This is a genomic window from Lujinxingia litoralis (genome assembly GCF_003260125.1).
Classification (GTDB): domain Bacteria; phylum Myxococcota_A; class Bradymonadia; order Bradymonadales; family Bradymonadaceae; genus Lujinxingia; species Lujinxingia litoralis.
In genome coordinates this window covers 1-16,619 of sequence record NZ_QHKO01000011.1, presented here as the reverse complement: position 1 = coordinate 16,619, position 16,619 = coordinate 1, and the positions used below count along the sequence as shown (strand labels likewise).

At 66.5% G+C, this 16,619-nt stretch carries 13 protein-coding genes; 6 read left to right on the top strand and 7 right to left on the bottom strand.

Translation table 11 applies throughout. The features are described 5' to 3' along the window. Nucleotides 1-105: 105 nt before the first annotated feature. Nucleotides 106-1,566, bottom strand: a complete 1,461-nt coding sequence (locus DL240_RS17190; protein ID WP_199589851.1) for a sigma-54-dependent transcriptional regulator — start codon at nucleotides 1,564-1,566, stop codon at nucleotides 106-108. Further along, entirely contained in the window at nucleotides 1,563-2,744 is a 1,182-nt protein-coding gene (locus DL240_RS17185; RefSeq protein WP_111731134.1) for a protoglobin domain-containing protein, read from the bottom strand. Before DL240_RS17185 ends, DL240_RS17190 begins: the two co-directional genes overlap by 4 nt. A gap of 629 nt (nucleotides 2,745-3,373) precedes the next feature. On the opposite strand from DL240_RS17185, the gene DL240_RS17180 reads away from it, so the two are divergent. Beyond that, nucleotides 3,374-4,336, top strand: coding sequence for a sigma-70 family RNA polymerase sigma factor (locus tag DL240_RS17180; protein WP_158542705.1), 963 nt, complete (start codon nucleotides 3,374-3,376; stop codon nucleotides 4,334-4,336). On the opposite strand, the gene DL240_RS17175 is transcribed toward DL240_RS17180, so the two are convergent. The 4 genes from DL240_RS17175 to DL240_RS17160 form a co-directional block, all read right to left on the bottom strand. Further along, nucleotides 4,321-5,100, bottom strand: coding sequence for a 4'-phosphopantetheinyl transferase family protein (locus DL240_RS17175; protein WP_111731132.1), 780 nt, complete (start codon nucleotides 5,098-5,100; stop codon nucleotides 4,321-4,323). The genes DL240_RS17180 and DL240_RS17175 overlap by 16 nt on opposite strands. Nucleotides 5,101-5,235: 135 nt before the next feature. Beyond that, the gene (ppdK, locus tag DL240_RS17170; RefSeq protein ID WP_111731131.1) at nucleotides 5,236-7,971 is read right to left on the bottom strand and encodes a pyruvate, phosphate dikinase; all 2,736 of its coding nucleotides are present in this window, start codon (nucleotides 7,969-7,971) and stop codon (nucleotides 5,236-5,238) included. Further along, a complete protein-coding gene (locus DL240_RS17165; protein ID WP_111731130.1) occupies nucleotides 7,968-10,628 on the bottom strand; it encodes a Lon protease family protein in 2,661 nt (886 codons plus the stop codon). The genes ppdK and DL240_RS17165 overlap by 4 nt, the downstream gene beginning before the upstream one ends. Nucleotides 10,629-10,644: 16 nt before the next feature. Then, nucleotides 10,645-11,247: an HPF/RaiA family ribosome-associated protein gene (locus tag DL240_RS17160; protein ID WP_158542703.1), complete on the bottom strand. Its 603-nt coding sequence runs from the start codon at nucleotides 11,245-11,247 to the stop codon at nucleotides 10,645-10,647. A gap of 122 nt (nucleotides 11,248-11,369) precedes the next feature. Here DL240_RS17160 and DL240_RS20105 point away from each other — a divergent pair, with 122 nt between their 5' ends. The 4 genes from DL240_RS20105 (at nucleotide 11,370) to DL240_RS17145 (ending at nucleotide 14,194) form a co-directional block, all read left to right on the top strand. Then, nucleotides 11,370-11,555 carry a hypothetical protein gene (locus DL240_RS20105; RefSeq protein WP_158542701.1) on the top strand — a complete coding sequence of 62 codons (186 nt, stop codon included), beginning with the start codon at nucleotides 11,370-11,372 and terminating at the stop codon, nucleotides 11,553-11,555. Next, nucleotides 11,540-12,031 carry a SixA phosphatase family protein gene (locus DL240_RS17155; RefSeq protein ID WP_111731128.1) on the top strand — a complete coding sequence of 164 codons (492 nt, stop codon included), beginning with the start codon at nucleotides 11,540-11,542 and terminating at the stop codon, nucleotides 12,029-12,031. The genes DL240_RS20105 and DL240_RS17155 overlap by 16 nt, the downstream gene beginning before the upstream one ends. Before the next feature lie 63 nt (nucleotides 12,032-12,094). Further along, nucleotides 12,095-13,441, top strand: a complete 1,347-nt coding sequence (locus DL240_RS17150) for an MFS transporter (protein WP_111731127.1) — start codon at nucleotides 12,095-12,097, stop codon at nucleotides 13,439-13,441. Between the two features lie 57 nt (nucleotides 13,442-13,498). Beyond that, a complete protein-coding gene (locus tag DL240_RS17145) occupies nucleotides 13,499-14,194 on the top strand; it encodes a DUF4336 domain-containing protein (protein ID WP_111731126.1) in 696 nt (231 codons plus the stop codon). Between the two features lie 419 nt (nucleotides 14,195-14,613). Here DL240_RS17145 and DL240_RS17140 read toward each other — a convergent pair whose 3' ends face one another. Continuing rightward, on the bottom strand, nucleotides 14,614-15,258 hold the full coding sequence (locus tag DL240_RS17140) for a DUF2267 domain-containing protein (RefSeq protein WP_158542699.1): 645 nt from the start codon (nucleotides 15,256-15,258) through the stop codon (nucleotides 14,614-14,616). A gap of 427 nt (nucleotides 15,259-15,685) precedes the next feature. Between DL240_RS17140 and DL240_RS17135 the strand changes: the two genes are divergently transcribed. After that, on the top strand, nucleotides 15,686-16,228 hold the full coding sequence (locus DL240_RS17135) for a YaeQ family protein (RefSeq protein WP_111731124.1): 543 nt from the start codon (nucleotides 15,686-15,688) through the stop codon (nucleotides 16,226-16,228). Nucleotides 16,229-16,619 lie beyond the last annotated feature (391 nt).

Below are 16,619 nucleotides of genomic sequence, written 5' to 3'. Positions count from 1 at the left end.
CGGGCGTCGGGGCACCTGCGGTGCCAGAGCAGCGACGGGAAGTCCGGGGTGTGTTTCCGGACTTCCCGTCGCTGTCCTGGGGGGTCAACGTGCCACCGGAGCGACTTAATCCTCCACCATCACACCGGCCTCGCGATACTCGCGCAGCCGATATTGCACCTTGCGCACGCTGATCCCGAGCATCTCGGCGGTCTCAGCGCTGGAGCCGCCGGTGGCCTCGTAAGTGCGCAGAATTGCGTGACGTTCGATCTCGGCCAGCGAAGACCCCGGGATCTGCACGCCCAGCTCCCCGAGCAAACCCCGCTCGCTCTGACGCAGGAGCTCGGCCGGCAGGTGACGCAGTTCCAGACGCGTGCCATCGGTCATGACCACCGCGCGCTCGACCACGTTCTCCAGCTCGCGCACGTTGCCGGGCCAATCATAGCGCTCCAGCGTCGACATGACCTCGGGAGCCACCTCTTCGATGTTGCGGGCGTTCTCCTGCGCATATTTTGCGACAAAATGGCGGGCCAGCAGGGGCACATCTCCGGGGCGCGCCCGCAGGGGCGGCGCCTGGATGTGAATGACGTTGAGGCGGAAGTAGAGATCTTCGCGAAAACGACCGGCCTTCACCTCGGCCTCCAGGTCGCGGTTGGTGGCGGCGACCACCCGCACATCGACCGAGATCGTTTTATTGCCCCCGACCCGCTCAAACTCCCGCTGCTGCAAAAACCTCAGCAGTTTGACCTGAATGGTCGGTGAGATCTCACCGATTTCGTCGAGGAAAAGCGTACCCCCGTCGGCCTCTTCAAAGCGCCCCTCTCGCCGGGCGTTGGCGCCGGTGAACGCGCCGCGCTCATGGCCGAAGAGTTCGCTCTCCAACAGACTCTCGGCCAGGGCCGCGCAGTGCAGGCGCACAAAAGGCTTATCCACCCGGCCGCTCTTCTCGTGGAGCATCCGCGCGATGAGCTCCTTACCGGTACCCGACTCCCCGGTGATCATCACCGTGGCCCGGGCGCCGGCGACCTGATCGATCATCGCCACCAGCGATTGCACCGGTGGGCTCGACCCCAGAATCTTGGTGCGCGTCTGCGCGCGTTGCTCGGCGTTGCGCGCGCGCAGGCTGGTGAGCTCGCGGCGCTCCTCAATCCGATCCATCGCCCGGGCCAGCACCAGCGAGACCGCATCAAAGTTCAGCGGCTTGGTCAGGTAGTCGTCGGCGCCGGCCTTCATCGCCTCTACCGCGCTCTCCACGCTGCCAAAGGCTGTCATCACCACGCAGCCCAGCTGCGGATTCTCCTCGCGGGCCTTCTTGATCAGGGTGATCCCGTCCATCACCGGCATCCGCCAGTCGGTCAGAAGCACCTCACAGGGCCACTCGCGCAGGATTCCCAGCGCCTTAAAGCCATCTCCGGCCGAGGCAACCTCGTAGCCATCATCGCTGAGCAGCTCCACCAGCGCGCGGCGCGCGTGGGGTTCGTCATCGACCACCAGAATACGACGCCGGCGCGCGCCGGGGGTCTTGGGTGCAACCTTTTCAGCGCTCACCGTGCTGGCGACGCTCATCTCTTCGCTCCATGCACTCATCGCTCATCCTCGTCCTCCGCATCACGTCGCGGAAAAGGTAGGTAGATGGTAAAGGTGGTCCCCTCCCCGGGCCGCGAAAGCACATCGACCGAGCCGCCATGCGCCTCGACAATCTTGCGCGCAATGGCCAGCCCGATGCCGGTGCCCGAGGCCTTGGAAGTGTAGAACAGGTCAAAGATTCGGTACTTCATCGCCGGCGACATCCCCTGCCCGGTATCGGCGAAGTCCACGCGCAGGCCCCCCTCACTCTTGACGATCAACACGCGGATCTGCCCGCCTTCGGGCATCGCCTCCACCGCGTTGGTCATCAGATTGATGAACACCTGCATCAAGCGATCGCGGTCGCAGACCAGCACGGCGCTGCCCTGGACCTCAATGCTCATCTCCACCCCCCCGGCTTCCAGGGTGAGTTCGTGATTTCGCCTGATTTCCTCAAAAATATCGGCGACATCGGCCAGGCCGGTATGAATGTCGATCGGCTTGGCAAAATCGAGGATCTCGGAGTTCAGCCCCTGAATGCGGCGCAGCTCGGCGCGCACCGCCTCCAGCACCTGCCCGTACACCCCCTCATCAACCTCCGCGCTGCGCAGGCGCCGCTCCAGCAGGGTCATCTGCAGGCCGATGGCGTTGAGCGGGTTGCGCACCTCGTGGGCCAGACCGGTGGCCAGCGCCGCCGGGATTTCGAGCTTCTGTTGCATCAGCGAGTCCCAGTAGGACTGCACCATGATCGTCAGCTCAATATCCAGGATGCGATCGATGCTCCCCAGCGCCTGCCGCATGCTGCCGACCTCGGCCAGGCTGCCCAGATCGACTTCCAGATCGCTGAGGATTTCCACAAATCGGTGACGGATCAGGTTCATCGCCCCGAACATAAACTGCGGCAAAAGCCCCACGTTGACGTGCACCCGGCCGATATGCTGGCGATGCGAAAAATAAGCGTCTCCGTAGGTGCCCTCAAAAAGCTCGCCGAGCCAGACTTTGAGAGAGGCCCGCAGGCGGTCGATCTGCTCCGGCCCCACGAACACCCCGCGCGCTCGCGGATGCGCCATCAGCACGTCATAAAAGGAGATCACCACTTCCGGAAAACGCGGCGCCACCAGCGGACCGAGCGCTTTGAGGCGAGCGGCGTCTTCGTCGGTGAACCCGACGTAGCTTTTGATCTCATCGAAGAAGTGCATCTCGGAAACTCTCAAAGACGTGGATTGGCCAATCCGCGAGCCGACTGCCCACCTGAGGTCTTGCTCCCCACGCGCAGCCAGACATCACAGGTGCGGCAGAATGTCGCGACACCGGCCCTATTAAGCAAGAGTGGTGCCACGGCCTCCTCCCGACATCACCAAAGCAGCTAAACCATTTGAATTCCAGACCTTTATCGGCACAAAGCCCCCCTGTGGAGGTCTGAATCGCAGGCAAAGAGGACGCAAAGAGCGCGCATCATCGGGAGTTAAAGTGCAAATATTGCACATCAATTCCGAAGCGCGCATATCTTGCACACAATCCGGGCCCGAAATCACGCCCAAACACCGTCCACCTCGCCGGCCTCCCCCGGATTATGCCCCCCCTTCGAGGGCGTCGACGCAAATTTCGCCGGGCGTCTCAGCGCGACGATTCGCCCTATCGCCTGCGTCGCGTCGGTGCTCAGCCCCCCTCCCGGCGCGCTCTTCACGACGCTTTATCGACGCACTGGCACGGCGTTTGCTCTTCTGTGGGACCGACGCTTGTGGGCGATGGTCTCGCGCAGTCGGCCTCGTCCCATTGCAAGCGCTATGGATGTTTCCCGGCTGCGCCAACCTGCGAGGTCCCGATCATGGCTGCACCCGCTCTTTCAATGCCCCTCTCCCCTTCGGCCGCTCCCCCGGTCCCCGCCCTGCACCCGCTGGCGCGCAAGCGCGCCCGGTCCTCGCGCGACACCGACCTGCACGCCGACTCGCTGACCACCTACATGAACCAGATCCGTCGCATTGAGCTGCTGCCCAATGAGATTCAGGATCGCCTGGTGCGGGCCTTTCTGGAAGAAGGCGACGAAGAAGCGGCCAAGACCCTGGTGTGGGCCAACCTGCGTCTGGTCGTCAAAGTGGCCACCGATCTGCACCGCCCCGGCCACGACCTGCTCGACCTGATCCAGGAGGGCAACCTGGGGCTCACCGAGGCGCTCACCCGCTTTGATCCGAATCGCGGCACCAGCTTTGTGGGCTACGCGCACTTCTGGATCCGGGCGCTGATCTTCAATTACCTGCTCAACCACACCTACCCGGTGCGCATGGGCAGCTCGCGCGACAGTCGCAAGCTCTTCTTTAACCTGCGCAAGGCTCGCCGCCAGCTCCGCGCCCAGGGGCTGGAACCCACCGCCGAGAACGTGGCGCAGTACCTGGAAGTGGACGTCGACGAGGTGGAGCGCGTGGCCACGCTGACCAGCGGAGGCTTCAGCCGCCTGGACGCCCCGCTGGGCGGCGAGTCTGACACCACCGGGCGAGACATGCTTCCCAGCGAGGAGTCCAGCCCCGAGGAACAGGCCCACGAGCACCTCTTCCATGAGCACCTTCAAGCGCTGGCCGAAGAGTTCGTCAACACCATCGACGACTCGCGCCGGCGCACCATCTGGTACGAGCGCATGATCGCGGTGCACCCCCGGCAGCTCGACGAACTCGGCGAGGAGTTCGGCGTCTCCAAAGAGCGCATCCGCCAGCTGGAGATGGATATGCGCAAAAAGTTCCGGGTGTATCTGGAGACGCGCCACGCCCCCACGCTGGAAGCCTACCTGGCAAGCTGAGGCTCCGGCTCCCCGGTGAGCTCGCGCCAGGCCAGCGCCACGAGGTGCCCGTCAGCGAGCTCGGTGAGCGCGACCTCCCAGCGCGCCGGGTCATCGTCGGGCAACGCGATGATGCGAGGCAGGGGTGAGGCATCGAACTCAAAGACCACCTCATCGAGTCCGGCCCCGATGCCGCGGCCATCGGCCTTCATCCAGGCTTCTTTGAGCACCCAGAGCTCGAGGAAACGGCGTCGGCGCGCCGACGCATCGGGCAACGCGGCCAGCGCGGCCCGCTCATGGGCGGAGAAAAACCGCTCGGCCACCCCGGCGTGATCCACGCGCCGGGTCTTATGCTCGATGTCCACGCCCACGCGGCGATGGCGCGCAAGCGCCAGGACCACCCGCTCCTCGGTGTGTCCCAGATTAAAATCCAGCTCCGGGGCCCGGGGGCTCAAGAGGTGGGGGCGACCCTGGTCGCCGGCCCCAAACGCCAGCGCTCCGGGCGCACAACCGAGCTCCCGACCCAGTTCGCCACGCACCAGCGCCCGCGTCACCAGGTCGCGCCGACGCAGGCGCTCCAGGGCGTAGCGCTGATGACGCGTCCGCTCCGCGGGGCTCATCCAGGCGTCGACCTCCCCGGCAACCCGCGGCGAAAACGCGTTGACCGCCGCGCTCACCAGGCGAACGCCCGCCTCCCGGGCCGGGGCCAGCACCACCTCCCGGGCCGCGAGCTCTTTGCAGACCTCCTCCCCCGGGCCCCCCGCCTCGTCAGCTACCTCACCCATCCACCTCTCCTACGTCGACGCCGCTGCCCCCGGGCCAGCCCGCGCTCCACACACCATCGCCCGGCCTCTTCTTTGGAGAGCCGGGCGATGGTCGTACCATGGTTTTGATCTTTTTTTAGCCCCTCACATCACCGCTTAGCTCTCGCCACCGCCCTGCCGACGCATCGGCGTCTGCTCACCACGCCACGCTTCGCCGTAGCGGGCAGACTTGCCCTCGGCGATAAACGCCTGCGCGGCGGCCAGCCGGGCGCCGGCGATGCGAAACATCGACACGCTGAGATAATCCAGGTTCAACGCCTCAAAGAAGCGAATCGAGGTCGGCTCTCCGGCATGCTCGCCACACACCCCAATCGTGAGCTGCGGGTGCACCAGGCGCCCCTGACGGATGGCCTTGCGCATCAACTGCCCCACGCCACCGCGATCGATGATCTCAAAGGGATCTTCGGTGAGCACGCCCTGCTCGCGGTAGGCATCGATGAAGCGCGAGGCGTCGTCGCGTGACATCCCCCACATTAGCTGCGTGAGGTCGTTGGTCCCGAAGCTGAAGAAGTCCGCCTCCAGCGCCAGCTCCCCGGCCAGCATCGCCGCGCGCGGGACCTCCACCATCACCCCCACCTTCACATCGGTGTCGCGGGTCATGCCGTAGAGGTGGCGAGCCACCGCGTCGTGGACCACCGCGCTCAGGTGCTGGGCCTCTCCCGGGTCGGCGATCATCGGAATCGCGATCTCCACCCCGGTGCGAACGCCCTCATCTTCCACCTGGCGCGAGGCTTCCACGATCGCCTGCACCTGGGCCTCGTAGAGTTGGGGGTAGACCATGGCCAGACGCCCCCCGCGAAACCCCAACATCGGGTTGGTCTCTTCGAGCGCCTCCACCCGCCATTTCACCGCTTCTTCACTCAGCCCCAGCACCTCGGCCACGCTCTTTCGGCCGGCCCGGGTGCGCGGCAAAAACTCGTGGGCCGGCGGATCGAGCAGACGCACCATGACCGGCAGCCCGTCCATCGCGCGCATAATTTGCGCAAGCTCGTGGCGCTGGTAGGTCACGAGCTCCTCCAGCCCCTTTTCACGCACGTCCCAGTCGTTGGTCAGCAGCACCTGGCGCATTGCCCGCACCGCCTCGGCGCTCTCCAAGATCAGATGTTCGGTGCGGCAGAGCCCCACGCCCTCGGCGCCCAGCTTCCGGGCCCCCTCGGCCTCGGCGGCGCTGTCGGCGTTGACCCTGACCTCCAGACGTCGGTAGCGGTCGGCCAGGTTGAGAAAGGTCTCCAGATTCCCGGTGATCTGGGGCTCCTTGAGTTTCAGGGCCTCCCCAAAGACCTGGCCGGAGCCCCCATCAATCGTGATCGTCTCGCCCTCTTCAAAAAACTCGCCGGCCAGATAGAAGCCCCGGGCCTCTTCGTCGATGCGCAATGCCTGCACCCCGCAGACGCAGGGGGTGCCGATGCCCCGGGCCACCACCGCGGCGTGCGAGGTGAGCCCGCCCTGCTGTGTGAGCACGCCCACGGCCGCGTGCAACCCCTCGACATCATCGGCCGAGGTCATCGGCCGCACCAGGATCACGTCCGCCCCCTCGGAGCTGCGGCGAGCGGCCTGCTCCGAGCTTAGCGCAACCTCTCCGCAGGCTGCTCCGGGTGAGGCGGCCTGCCCGTAGGCCAGCGCCTCGCCAGGGGTGCCGGCGATCTGGCGGTGCAGCGCCCGCTCAATGTGCAGCTTCGGGTCCACACGCAGGATCGCCTCCTTCTCGTCGATCAACCCCTCCTCGCACATCTCCAGCGCGATGCGCACCGCCGCCTGGCCGGTGCGTTTGGCCGCCCGGGTCTGCAACATCCAGAACTTCCCGCGCTCCACGCAGAACTCCACATCCTGCACATCGCGGTAGTTCACCTCCAGACGCTCCATGCACTCGCAGAGCGCCTCGTAGGGCCCGGGCATCAGGCGTTGCATCGACTCCGGCCCCCCCTCCTCTTCCTCAGCCAGGCTCAGCGGCCCGGGCTGGCGCCGGCCCCCGACGACGTCTTCGCCCTGGGTGCCCACCATGAACTCCCCATAAGGTTGCGCCTCTCCGGTGGAGGGGTTGCGGCTAAAGGCCACCCCGCTGGCGCTGTCCTCGCCCAGGTTTCCAAAGACCATCGTCATGATGTTGACCGCGGTGCCCCATCCGCCGGTCATCGCGTGCTGGCTGCGGTAGAACTTCGCCCGCGGCGCGTTCCAGCTGCGGAAGACCGCTTCCACCGCGCCCCAGAGCTGGCCGTAGGGCCCCCGCGGGATGTCGCGGCCGGTCTGCTCCACGACCTTCAGGCGCATCGACTCACTGATGTCCCGCAGATCTTCCCAGCTCAGCTCGCTGTCGTGCTCAAAACCCCGGGCCTGGCGGTGGCCGACCAGCACCTCTTCGAGCAACGCGTCATCCACGTCCATGACCACGCTGGCGTACATCTGCACAAAGCGTCGCAGGCAATCGTAGGCAAAACGCCGGTCGCCGGTCTGGCGTGCCAGGCCCTCGACCACCTCCTCACTGATGCCCAGATTGAGCACCGTGTCCATCATCCCGGGCATACTGCTGGCGCCGCCAGAGCGCACGCTGACCAGGAGCGGATTCTCCGGGAGGCCAAACCCGCGGCCGGTCTTCAATTCGAGCCAGGCAATGCCCTTGCGCACCTGGATCTCCATGCCTTCGGGGAAGAACCCCTGATCCAGATAGCTGCGACAGGCCTCGGTCGTCAGAGTCATCCCGGGGGGCACCGGCATGCCCAGGCGAGCCATCTCGGCCAGCCCGGCACCCTTGCCGCCCAGGAGTTCAAAGAGCGAGGCGTCACCCTGAGCCTTGCCCTCCTCAAAGCGATACACGTACTTATCGTCGATGGTCATCCTCTCCTCCTGGACTTTCGGGTCCTTGAGCCACGCGCGGGCGCCTCGCTCTGCTCCTCCTCGGCATCCTCAGCGGTGGGCGGATCGGGGCTTGGCGGCTCCTCGGGCGCCGGGGCCTGGGGGGAGTGCGTGGACCCCAGCGCGGCTCCGCGGCTGTCGAAGTGTCGGGCCGCGCGGGCCAGCGCTTCGAGGCGGCGGTCGACCTGACCGAAGACGCTATCTTCCTCAAAGGCGTCGTCGTCAGTGCGGCGTCCGGCGGGCAGACCAAACATCAGAGCCACGGCCTGTCGCACCGTCTCGACCGCATAAATAAAGAACTTCCCGTCTCTCACCGCCTCCACCACCCGATCCGAGAGCATCAAATGCTGGGCGTTGCTCGCCGGGACTACCACACCCTGCTCACCGCTGAGCCCGTGGCGCTGACAGACATCGAAGAAGCCCTCGATCTTGGCGTTGACCCCGCCGATGGCCTGCACGCGCCCTCGCTGGTCGATCGAGCCGGTGATGGCAAGCCCCTGCTTCAGCGGTAGCGTGCTGATGGCCGAGAGCAGCGCCAGGGTTTCGGCCAGCGAGGCGCTGTCGCCGTCGACCCCGCCATAGGACTGCTCAAAGACCAGACGCGCGGAGAGCGCTAGCGGGCGCTGCTGCCCGAACTCGTGGCCCAGATACCCGCCCAGAATCAGCACGCCCTTGGCGTGCAGGGCTCCGCTGAGCTCCACCTCGCGCTCAATATCGAGCAGCTGTCCGGCCCCCACCTGCACGCTGGCCGTGATGCGGCTGGGGCGCCCGAAGCGCTCGCCAGCGAGTTCGACCACCGAGAGGGCGTTGACCTGAGCGATCTGCTCGCCCTCCAGATCCACATGGAGCACGCCGCGCTCCATGGCATCTTCCATGCGCTCGCGCAGCCGGGAGGCCCGCCGGCGGCGAGCCTGCAGCGCGGCCTCCACATCCTCGACCTGCACCTCATCGCCCTGGCGCTGCGTGCGCTGCCAGTCGCTCTCGGCCAGCACCTCATCGACGCGCTCCACGGCCACCGAGAGCCGGCGGGCGTCTTCGGCCTGCCGGGCGCCCCACTCCACCAGCCGCGCCAGCGCGCCGACCGAGAGCATCCCCACCTCCAGCTGCTCGGCCCGCCAGGCGACCATCTTCAAAAACCCCTCCACCTGGGCATCGCGCTCCACCGTGGCCTCAAAGTCGGCCATCACCTTAAAGAGGTCGGAGACATCCGGATCGTAGGCCTCCAGCAGGTAGTAGAGGCGACGCTCCCCGACCAGGATCACCTTGACGTCGAGCGCCACCGGTTCGGGCTCCAGACTCTGGGTGGAGAAAAGCCCCATGACCTGGGCCGGGCTCTCAATGCGCAGCTCGCCGGCGCGCAGCGCGCGTTTGAGCTGCTCCCAGACCATCGGCTGCATGAGCACCTGGCGCACATCCAGCACCAGGAAGCCGCCGTTGGCGCGGTGCAGGGCTCCCGGACGGATCATCGTAAAGTCGGTGGAGATCGCGCCCAGCTGCGCCCGATGATCGATGCGCCCGAAGAGGTTCTCAAAGTTGGGATGATGCTCCTGAACCACCGGGGCACCCTGGACCTTGAGATCTTCGTGAAGCACGTTGACCTCGTAGCGCCGGGCAATTTCGGCGGTGGCCTGTCCGGCCTGCAACCCGGGCAGCAGGCCGCCCTGGTCGGCGCCGCTCTGGCCGACGAAGGCCTCGGCATGCTCGACGATGTCATCCTCCACCGCCTGCAGGTAATCGAGCACCTGTGGGCAATCGGCGAAGGCCTCGCACAGGGGTTTAAGGCGCGCATCGACTTCGGCGCGCACCGTGGCCTCCTCCAGCGCCTCGACCTGGCGGCGGTGCTCGCTCTCCAGCGCCGCCAGCTCGCGCAGGCTGTCTTCGAGCTCGGTGTGCAAGGTCTCCAGGGCTTCTTCAAAGCGTGTGCGCTCCCCGGCCTCCAGCTCCTGAAAGGCCATCGGGCCGAGCACCTCGTCGTCGACCACCGGGGCCATCACCACGCCGGAGGGGGTCTGAATCACCGCGACCTGATGCTCCTGGGCCTTTGCGCGGACCTCGTCGAGGGCGGCTTTCTGGCGCCGCTCAAAGCCCTCGTCGAGATCGCGGCGGGTGCGGGCGTACTCCGGGCTCTCCAGCGCCCGGGGCAGCGCGTCGCGCAGCGCCTCGACGAACTCCTCCATGGCCTCTCGGAGCTCGGTGGCGCGCCCCCGGGCCAGCTGCAGTGCGCGCGGTGCCCGGGGATTCTCAAAGTTGTACACGTAGCACCAGGCGTGGGGCGCCGGGCGGCGCGTGGCCTCCTCGTTGAGGGTCTGAAGAATCTGCTCATGCTTGCCCAGCCCGGGGGGCCCGATGGCAAAGATATGGTAGCCCGGCCGCTGCATCGAGAGGCCGAAGCCCAGCGCCTCCCGGGCGCGCTCCTGCCCGGGCACCCCGCCGCGCTCCAGCTCCTGGCTGCTGCTCAGCCCCAGATCTGCCGGGGCGCATACCCGGCGCAGCCGCTCGGTCTCCAGCTGAGTGGCGGCCTCAATGGCCCGCACCCGCTGGTCGAGTTCGGAGGGCTCTGAGCCCGACTCGGCCCGCGCGCGGCGCGGGCGCTGCGACGGGTCGCTTTCCTCGCTCCTGGTCCTTCTACGTCGTCTCACCGTGGCTCCCTGCTGCTCAGACCCTGGGGATCAGCCCCATCACATGCCGCCCATGGCGACCCACCACCTCAACCGTGGAGGCCTGCGGCCCCTCTTCGCCCTCGACCTCCCGAAAGCGCACTTCATCGCCGATGTTCAGGTGTTCAAACCCGTTGTTGACCACCGCGTTTTGATGAAAATAGATCTCGCGACCGCCGATGGTCCGCAGAAACCCGAACCCCTCCTCGGCGTTGAGCTGTGTGATCACGGCATGAGGAGCCGTGGCCCGGGGTTTGCGCTCAGCGCGCAACTTCCCGGCGTAGGTCTTGAGCCGACGCTCCACAGCCACAAAGGCATCCCGCACCGCCTGGTAGGGATCCTGCACAATGGCGCTGGGCGTCTGCCCGACCCGGGGGCTGGAGGTGGCCACCAGCTCGTTGCCCGGCACGCTGACCTCCACGCGCACCCGGTAGCCGGTGACCTCGTGCTGGTTGTTTCGGCTGGCGGCCTCCACGGCCACCCGGCAGGCGATGATGCGCGGAAAATAACGCGGCAGGCGTTCCACCCGCTCGCGCACCAGCTGCTCCAGCGAGGCGCTGACCTCGACATGTTTGAACGCGATCTCAACCGGTACTCGCATAGACATCCTCCGGTGCCGCTTCTCGGCGACTGCTTGGCCGGGTCGCCCCCGGTCAGGGGTGTCGCCCGAACGTCTCCATCGCTACTCAAGCTGGAAGCTAAACACCGCGACACCTCGCCGCGTTGACCACAGCTTCCGAAGCGGAGAAGATTCGCCCGTCTCCCCACCCCGGCCGGGCTTGTTCGGCCTTTGATTTCGACGCGATCGCCCGGCCCGCCAACCCGCCGGCCACCGACTCCGACGAGGCGCACGCTCGCCAGCGCTTCGGCCCGCTCCGAGAAGGAACCACGCCATGCAACGCCGCCTGATCTTGATGCGACACGCCAAAAGCGACTGGGCCGACCCGGGCTTAAGCGACCATCGCCGCCCCTTAACCCCCCGCGGCCGCGGCGACGCCCCGCGCATCGGCCAGCGCCTGGCCGAGCTGGGCTGGGTGCCCAGGGTCGCCCTCTCGTCCGATGCCACCCGCACCCGCGAGACCTTTGAGCTGATGGCGCCGGCCTTTGACGACGCCTGCGAGCTACGGCTGTGCAGCGAGCTCTACCTGCCGCGCCCCGATGATGTGTTCGACGCGCTGGCCACGCTCGAAGACCAGGTCACCACGGCGATGGTCCTGGGACACAACCCGGGCTTTGAGCAGGCGCTGAGCTACCTGAGCGGGACCTACCACACCCTGACCACGGCCAACGCCGCGTTGCTGCTGGCCGGTGGCGACTCCTGGGCCGAAGCCTGCCAGCGTGCCACCATGAAGCTCGACCGCATCCTGCGTCCCCGCGAGCTCTAAGGCCGCGCCCGACAACGCCGGGTCCTGACCCTCTTGCTGGAACCCATCCCCAAAGGAGATCCCATGAGTCCCTCACCGCGTGCCCACCGCCTGCTGGAGGCGCTGGGCCTGCACCGGCCCGAGTTGCGCGCCTGGGCGATGTACGACTGGGCGATCACGGGCATGTACGCCGTGATCATCGTGGCGGTCTTCCCCATCTACTTTCAGCGCGTGGCCGCTCAGGGACTCGACCCGACGCTCGCTACCCAGCACTTTGCCACCGCCACCACCCTGGCCCTGGCGATCGTGGCGGCGATCGCCCCGGTGGTCGGCGCCATCGCCGACTTCGCCACCGTCAAAAAACGCTTCTTAGGCACCTTCGCCGGCGTGGGCATCGCGGCGGTCGCCGGCATGTTTTTTATTCAGGAGGGCGACTGGCTGCTGGCTGCCGGACTCTTTCTGGTGGCCAACATCGGGGCCAACGGCTCAATGATTTTTTACGACGCGATGCTCCCGCATATCGCCCGCGAGCACGAGATCGACCGCGTCTCCACCGCCGGCTTTGCGGTGGGCTACGCCGGGGCCACGCTGCTGCTCTCCCTGAACCTGGCGATGATCATGCAGCCGACCTGGTTTCTGCTCCCCGCAGAGAGCACGCTTCCGAGCCGTCTGGCCTTTATCACCGTGGCGCTGTGGTGGCTGGCCTTCTCCATTCCCCTCTTTCGCAAAGTCCCCGAGCCCCCGCTGGCCGCCGGCATGGAGAGCCTGCGCGCTGGCGAGGCGGTGCGCCGGGCGCTGGGCCGCCTCAAACACACCTTTGCCGAGCTGCGTGGTTTTAAGCACGCCTTTGTCATGCTCCTGGCATTTCTGATCTACAACGACGGCATCGGCACCATCATCCGCATGGCCACCATCTACGGCACCGAACTGGGCATTGAACAGGGCGTGCTCATCGGCTCGATCGTGCTGGTGCAGATTGTGGGGGTGCCTTTTACCTTTATCTTCGGCTCGCTGGCCGGGCGCTTCACCACCAAGAGCGCCCTCTTCTTCGGGCTCTTTGTGTACATGGGCATCAGCCTGCTGGCGTACTTTATGACGACCCCGCTGCATTTTGTGCTCCTGGCGCTCCTGGTGGGCACGGTCCAGGGGGGCACCCAGGCGCTCTCCCGCTCGCTCTTTGCCAGCCTGATTCCCCGGCATAAAAGCGGCGAGTTTTTCGGATTTTTTGCCGTCTTCGAAAAGTTCGCCGGCATCTTCGGCCCGGCCATTTTTTCGCTGATGATCGTGGCCACCGGCTCCAGCCGCCAGGCCATCCTCTCGGTGATCGGCTTCTTCGTCGTCGGTGGCCTGCTCCTGCTCTTTGTCAACGTGGATGAAGGCCGCCGGCTTGCTCGCCAGGCCGAAAAAGCCCACACCAGTACCGGGGCCTGAGCCCTGTCTCACTCCCCCCCTTGCGACCCTCTCCTGTCCTGCCTTCCGGAGCGCTCCATGAGCCGCCTACGCGCCTTTGCCCCTGACATCTGGTTGATCGACCACCCGCTGAAACTGGCCGGCGTGCAGCTGGGCACCCGCGCCACACTCGTGCGCCTGCCCTCGGGCCAGCTCACCCTGATCAGCCCGGTTCCCCTGAGCGATGACGATCAGGCCGAGATCGATGCCCTGGGCACCCTGAGTACGTTGATCGCCCCGAACCTCTTTCACCACCTCTTTTTAAAGTCGGCCATCGCCCGCTGGCCCCGGACCCGGGTGCTGGTCCCGCCCGGTCTGCCCGAGAAGCTCGGCGAGCCTGCCGAGCTGACCCAGGCGCTGCCCCTCTCCCCCGGTGGAGCGCTGGAAGATACACTCAGCTGGCAGCGGATCGAGGGGATGCCCCGGCTCCACGAGCACGTGTTTTATGACCCGCGCAGCCGCACGCTGATCCTCACCGATCTCTGCTTCCACTTCCCCAGTCATCCCCACTGGTGGACGCGCCAGTTCATGCGCCTCAACAGCGGACTGGGCCGCTTTGGTCCCACCCGCGTGCTGCGCTCGGCCATCGCCGACAAGGCCGCCTTTGCCGCCTCACTCCCCGGCGTGCTGGAGTGGGACTTTGAGCGGGTGATCATGGCCCACGGAGAACCGCTGAGCGAGGGCGGCCACGCCCGGTTCCAACAGGCCTTTGCCGGCGAGCTTCAGGCGAAGTAGGCGACTTACCTCGGGGGCAGATGCCATCGACGAATGACTCTTGGATGCACGTCCGGGGGTCAGACATACACCCCGGTTTTCGTCGGTGAATCGCGCCTCATTGCGCGTCCGAGGGTCAGACATACACCCCGGTTTTCGACCGCTCTCAAGCACCGAATTGCACGTCCGGGGGTCAGACATACACCCCCGGTTTTCGTCGGTGAATCGCGCCTCATTGCGCGTCCGAGGGTCAGACATACACCCCCGGTTTTCGTCGGTGAATCGCGCCTCATTGCACGTCCGGGGGTCAGACATACACCCCCGGTTTTCGACCGCTCTCAAGCACCGAATTGCACGTCCGAGGGTCAGACATACACCCCCGGTTTTCGACCGCTCTCAAGCATCTAAATGCACGTCCGGGGGTCAGACATACACCGCTCTCATCGATGCGGCTCGTTAAGCGAGCGCGAGCTGCCGGGCTTCCCCTCGGCCAGCGTGCGGCGAGCGGGTTTGCCCTGACTGGTAGCCAGGCGATCGCCCTGATGAGGGGAATCGGTGGCGGCGATGGAGTCCTGCTGGGCTCCCGACGATGTTGCCAGGGGATGTTCGCTTCCGGGCTCACCGCAGGCCATGTCATCGCGCGTGGTGCGGTCGATCACTCCTGGCTCCTCGGCAAGCTCGGGACGCTGCCCCACATCGGCGGCCCGGGGCTCGAAGAGCTCTTCCCAGCCCTCACCCAACGCCTCGCCAAGCCGAGCGCGGGGCTCTCGCCCGAGGCTCTCCCCCAGCACCTGACAGACCACCTCGGTGAACTCCACGGCAAAGCCCGGCTCCAGCTCCAGCGCGCGGCCCACCTGGCGGTAGAGCGCCGTCGGCGGCGCGCCCGGGCCGATCTTCTCGTCGGGGCGCTCCCGAAGCCAACCCGCCAGGGGTTCCGGAAGGCGCTCGCTCACCTCCCGGGCTGCATGCGCACTGAGCGCGCCCCCCAGCTCCCGCAGCACCGTCTCGATCAGCTCCGCCACCATCGCCTCATCCGCAATGCCGGTGCGGTGGCCCACCCTCATAAAAAACACGTCGTGGTTCATCACAGACTCCTCGATGCGCTTCGATGTCGGCCGACTCACCCACGCCCACAGGGGCCACGCCGGACCGGCCAACGTTACGGGGCCAATGTAAGGGCGAAGCAAGTTCGACCTAACATTCCCGAGCCCCCCGGGCGCCAACTCCGCCCCCCACCCCATCCCCGGCTCGCCGCCCACGCCACGACCACAACGGGGCCCGGCAAGAGTACGCTCCGCGGGTAAAGTCGCGTGACGAATCGCCCGGAGCTGCGATACACACGCGCACATCGCGCGCGCTGTGAACACGCACGCGCCGGGTGCTTTGCCCCCGCACCCTGTTGTCCCAGGCCTCCCCTGGTGCGTGAACGCACAGGCGGCCCGTGCTCAGCGCGGCGGCGCCGATGATAACCGGGCCGAAGCGCCCCTTTTCCAACCCCGCAAAGGATCTGCCATGGCTCTGAGTGCGACGATGCGCCGCTTCACCATCAGCCTCTCCGACGTGGACCGCAGCGTCTACCAGGAGCTGGAACTCCGGGTCGCCCAGCACCCCTCGGAGTCCGATGCCTACCTGGTGACTCGCCTGCTGGCCTACTGCCTGGAGCTGCGCGAGGGGCTGAGCTTCGGCCGGGGCGTCAGCACCCCCGAAGATCCAACGATCGCCGCCACCGACCTGCGCGGCGACCTCACCCTCTGGGTGGAGATCGGCCAACCCTCCCCGGAGCGCCTCCACAAAATCACCAAACAGGCCCCGGAGGTCGCCGTCTACACGCATAAAAACCCCGACCCGATCGCCGAGGCCCTCCACAGCGGGGAGGTCTTCCGCGGCGACGAGGTCGCTCTCTTTGCGCTGGCCCCGGAGTTTATCGACGAGATCGCCGGACACCTCGATCGCACCAACCGCTGGGAGCTCCTGCGCAGCGAAGGCGAACTCTACCTGAGCACCGGCGAGCTCACCCATCAGGGCACGCTCCAGGTGCTCTTCGACCCGCGTTGAGGCTTGCCTCTACCCCGCCACGCTCGACCCTCGGTCACGCATATACCCCGCCATGTTCGTCCCTGGGTTGAACTTCACCCGCATAAACACTGGACTTTGTTCAACCCCCGGCCGTGCATATACCCCGTAACGTTCAACCCCCGGCCGTGCATATACCCCGCAGGCGTATCCCCAAAACCACGCGTCGTTACCGACCGGCCCCCCCCCCCCGCTCCCGGACCTCATATACCCCGCTATGCTCGACCCTCGGGCGCGCATATACCCCGTCATGTTCGTCCCTGGGTTGAACTTCACCCGCATAAACACTGGACTTTGTTCAACCCCCGGTCGTGCATATACCCCGCAACGCTCAACCCTCGGCCGTGCATATACCCCGCAGGTGTATCCCCAA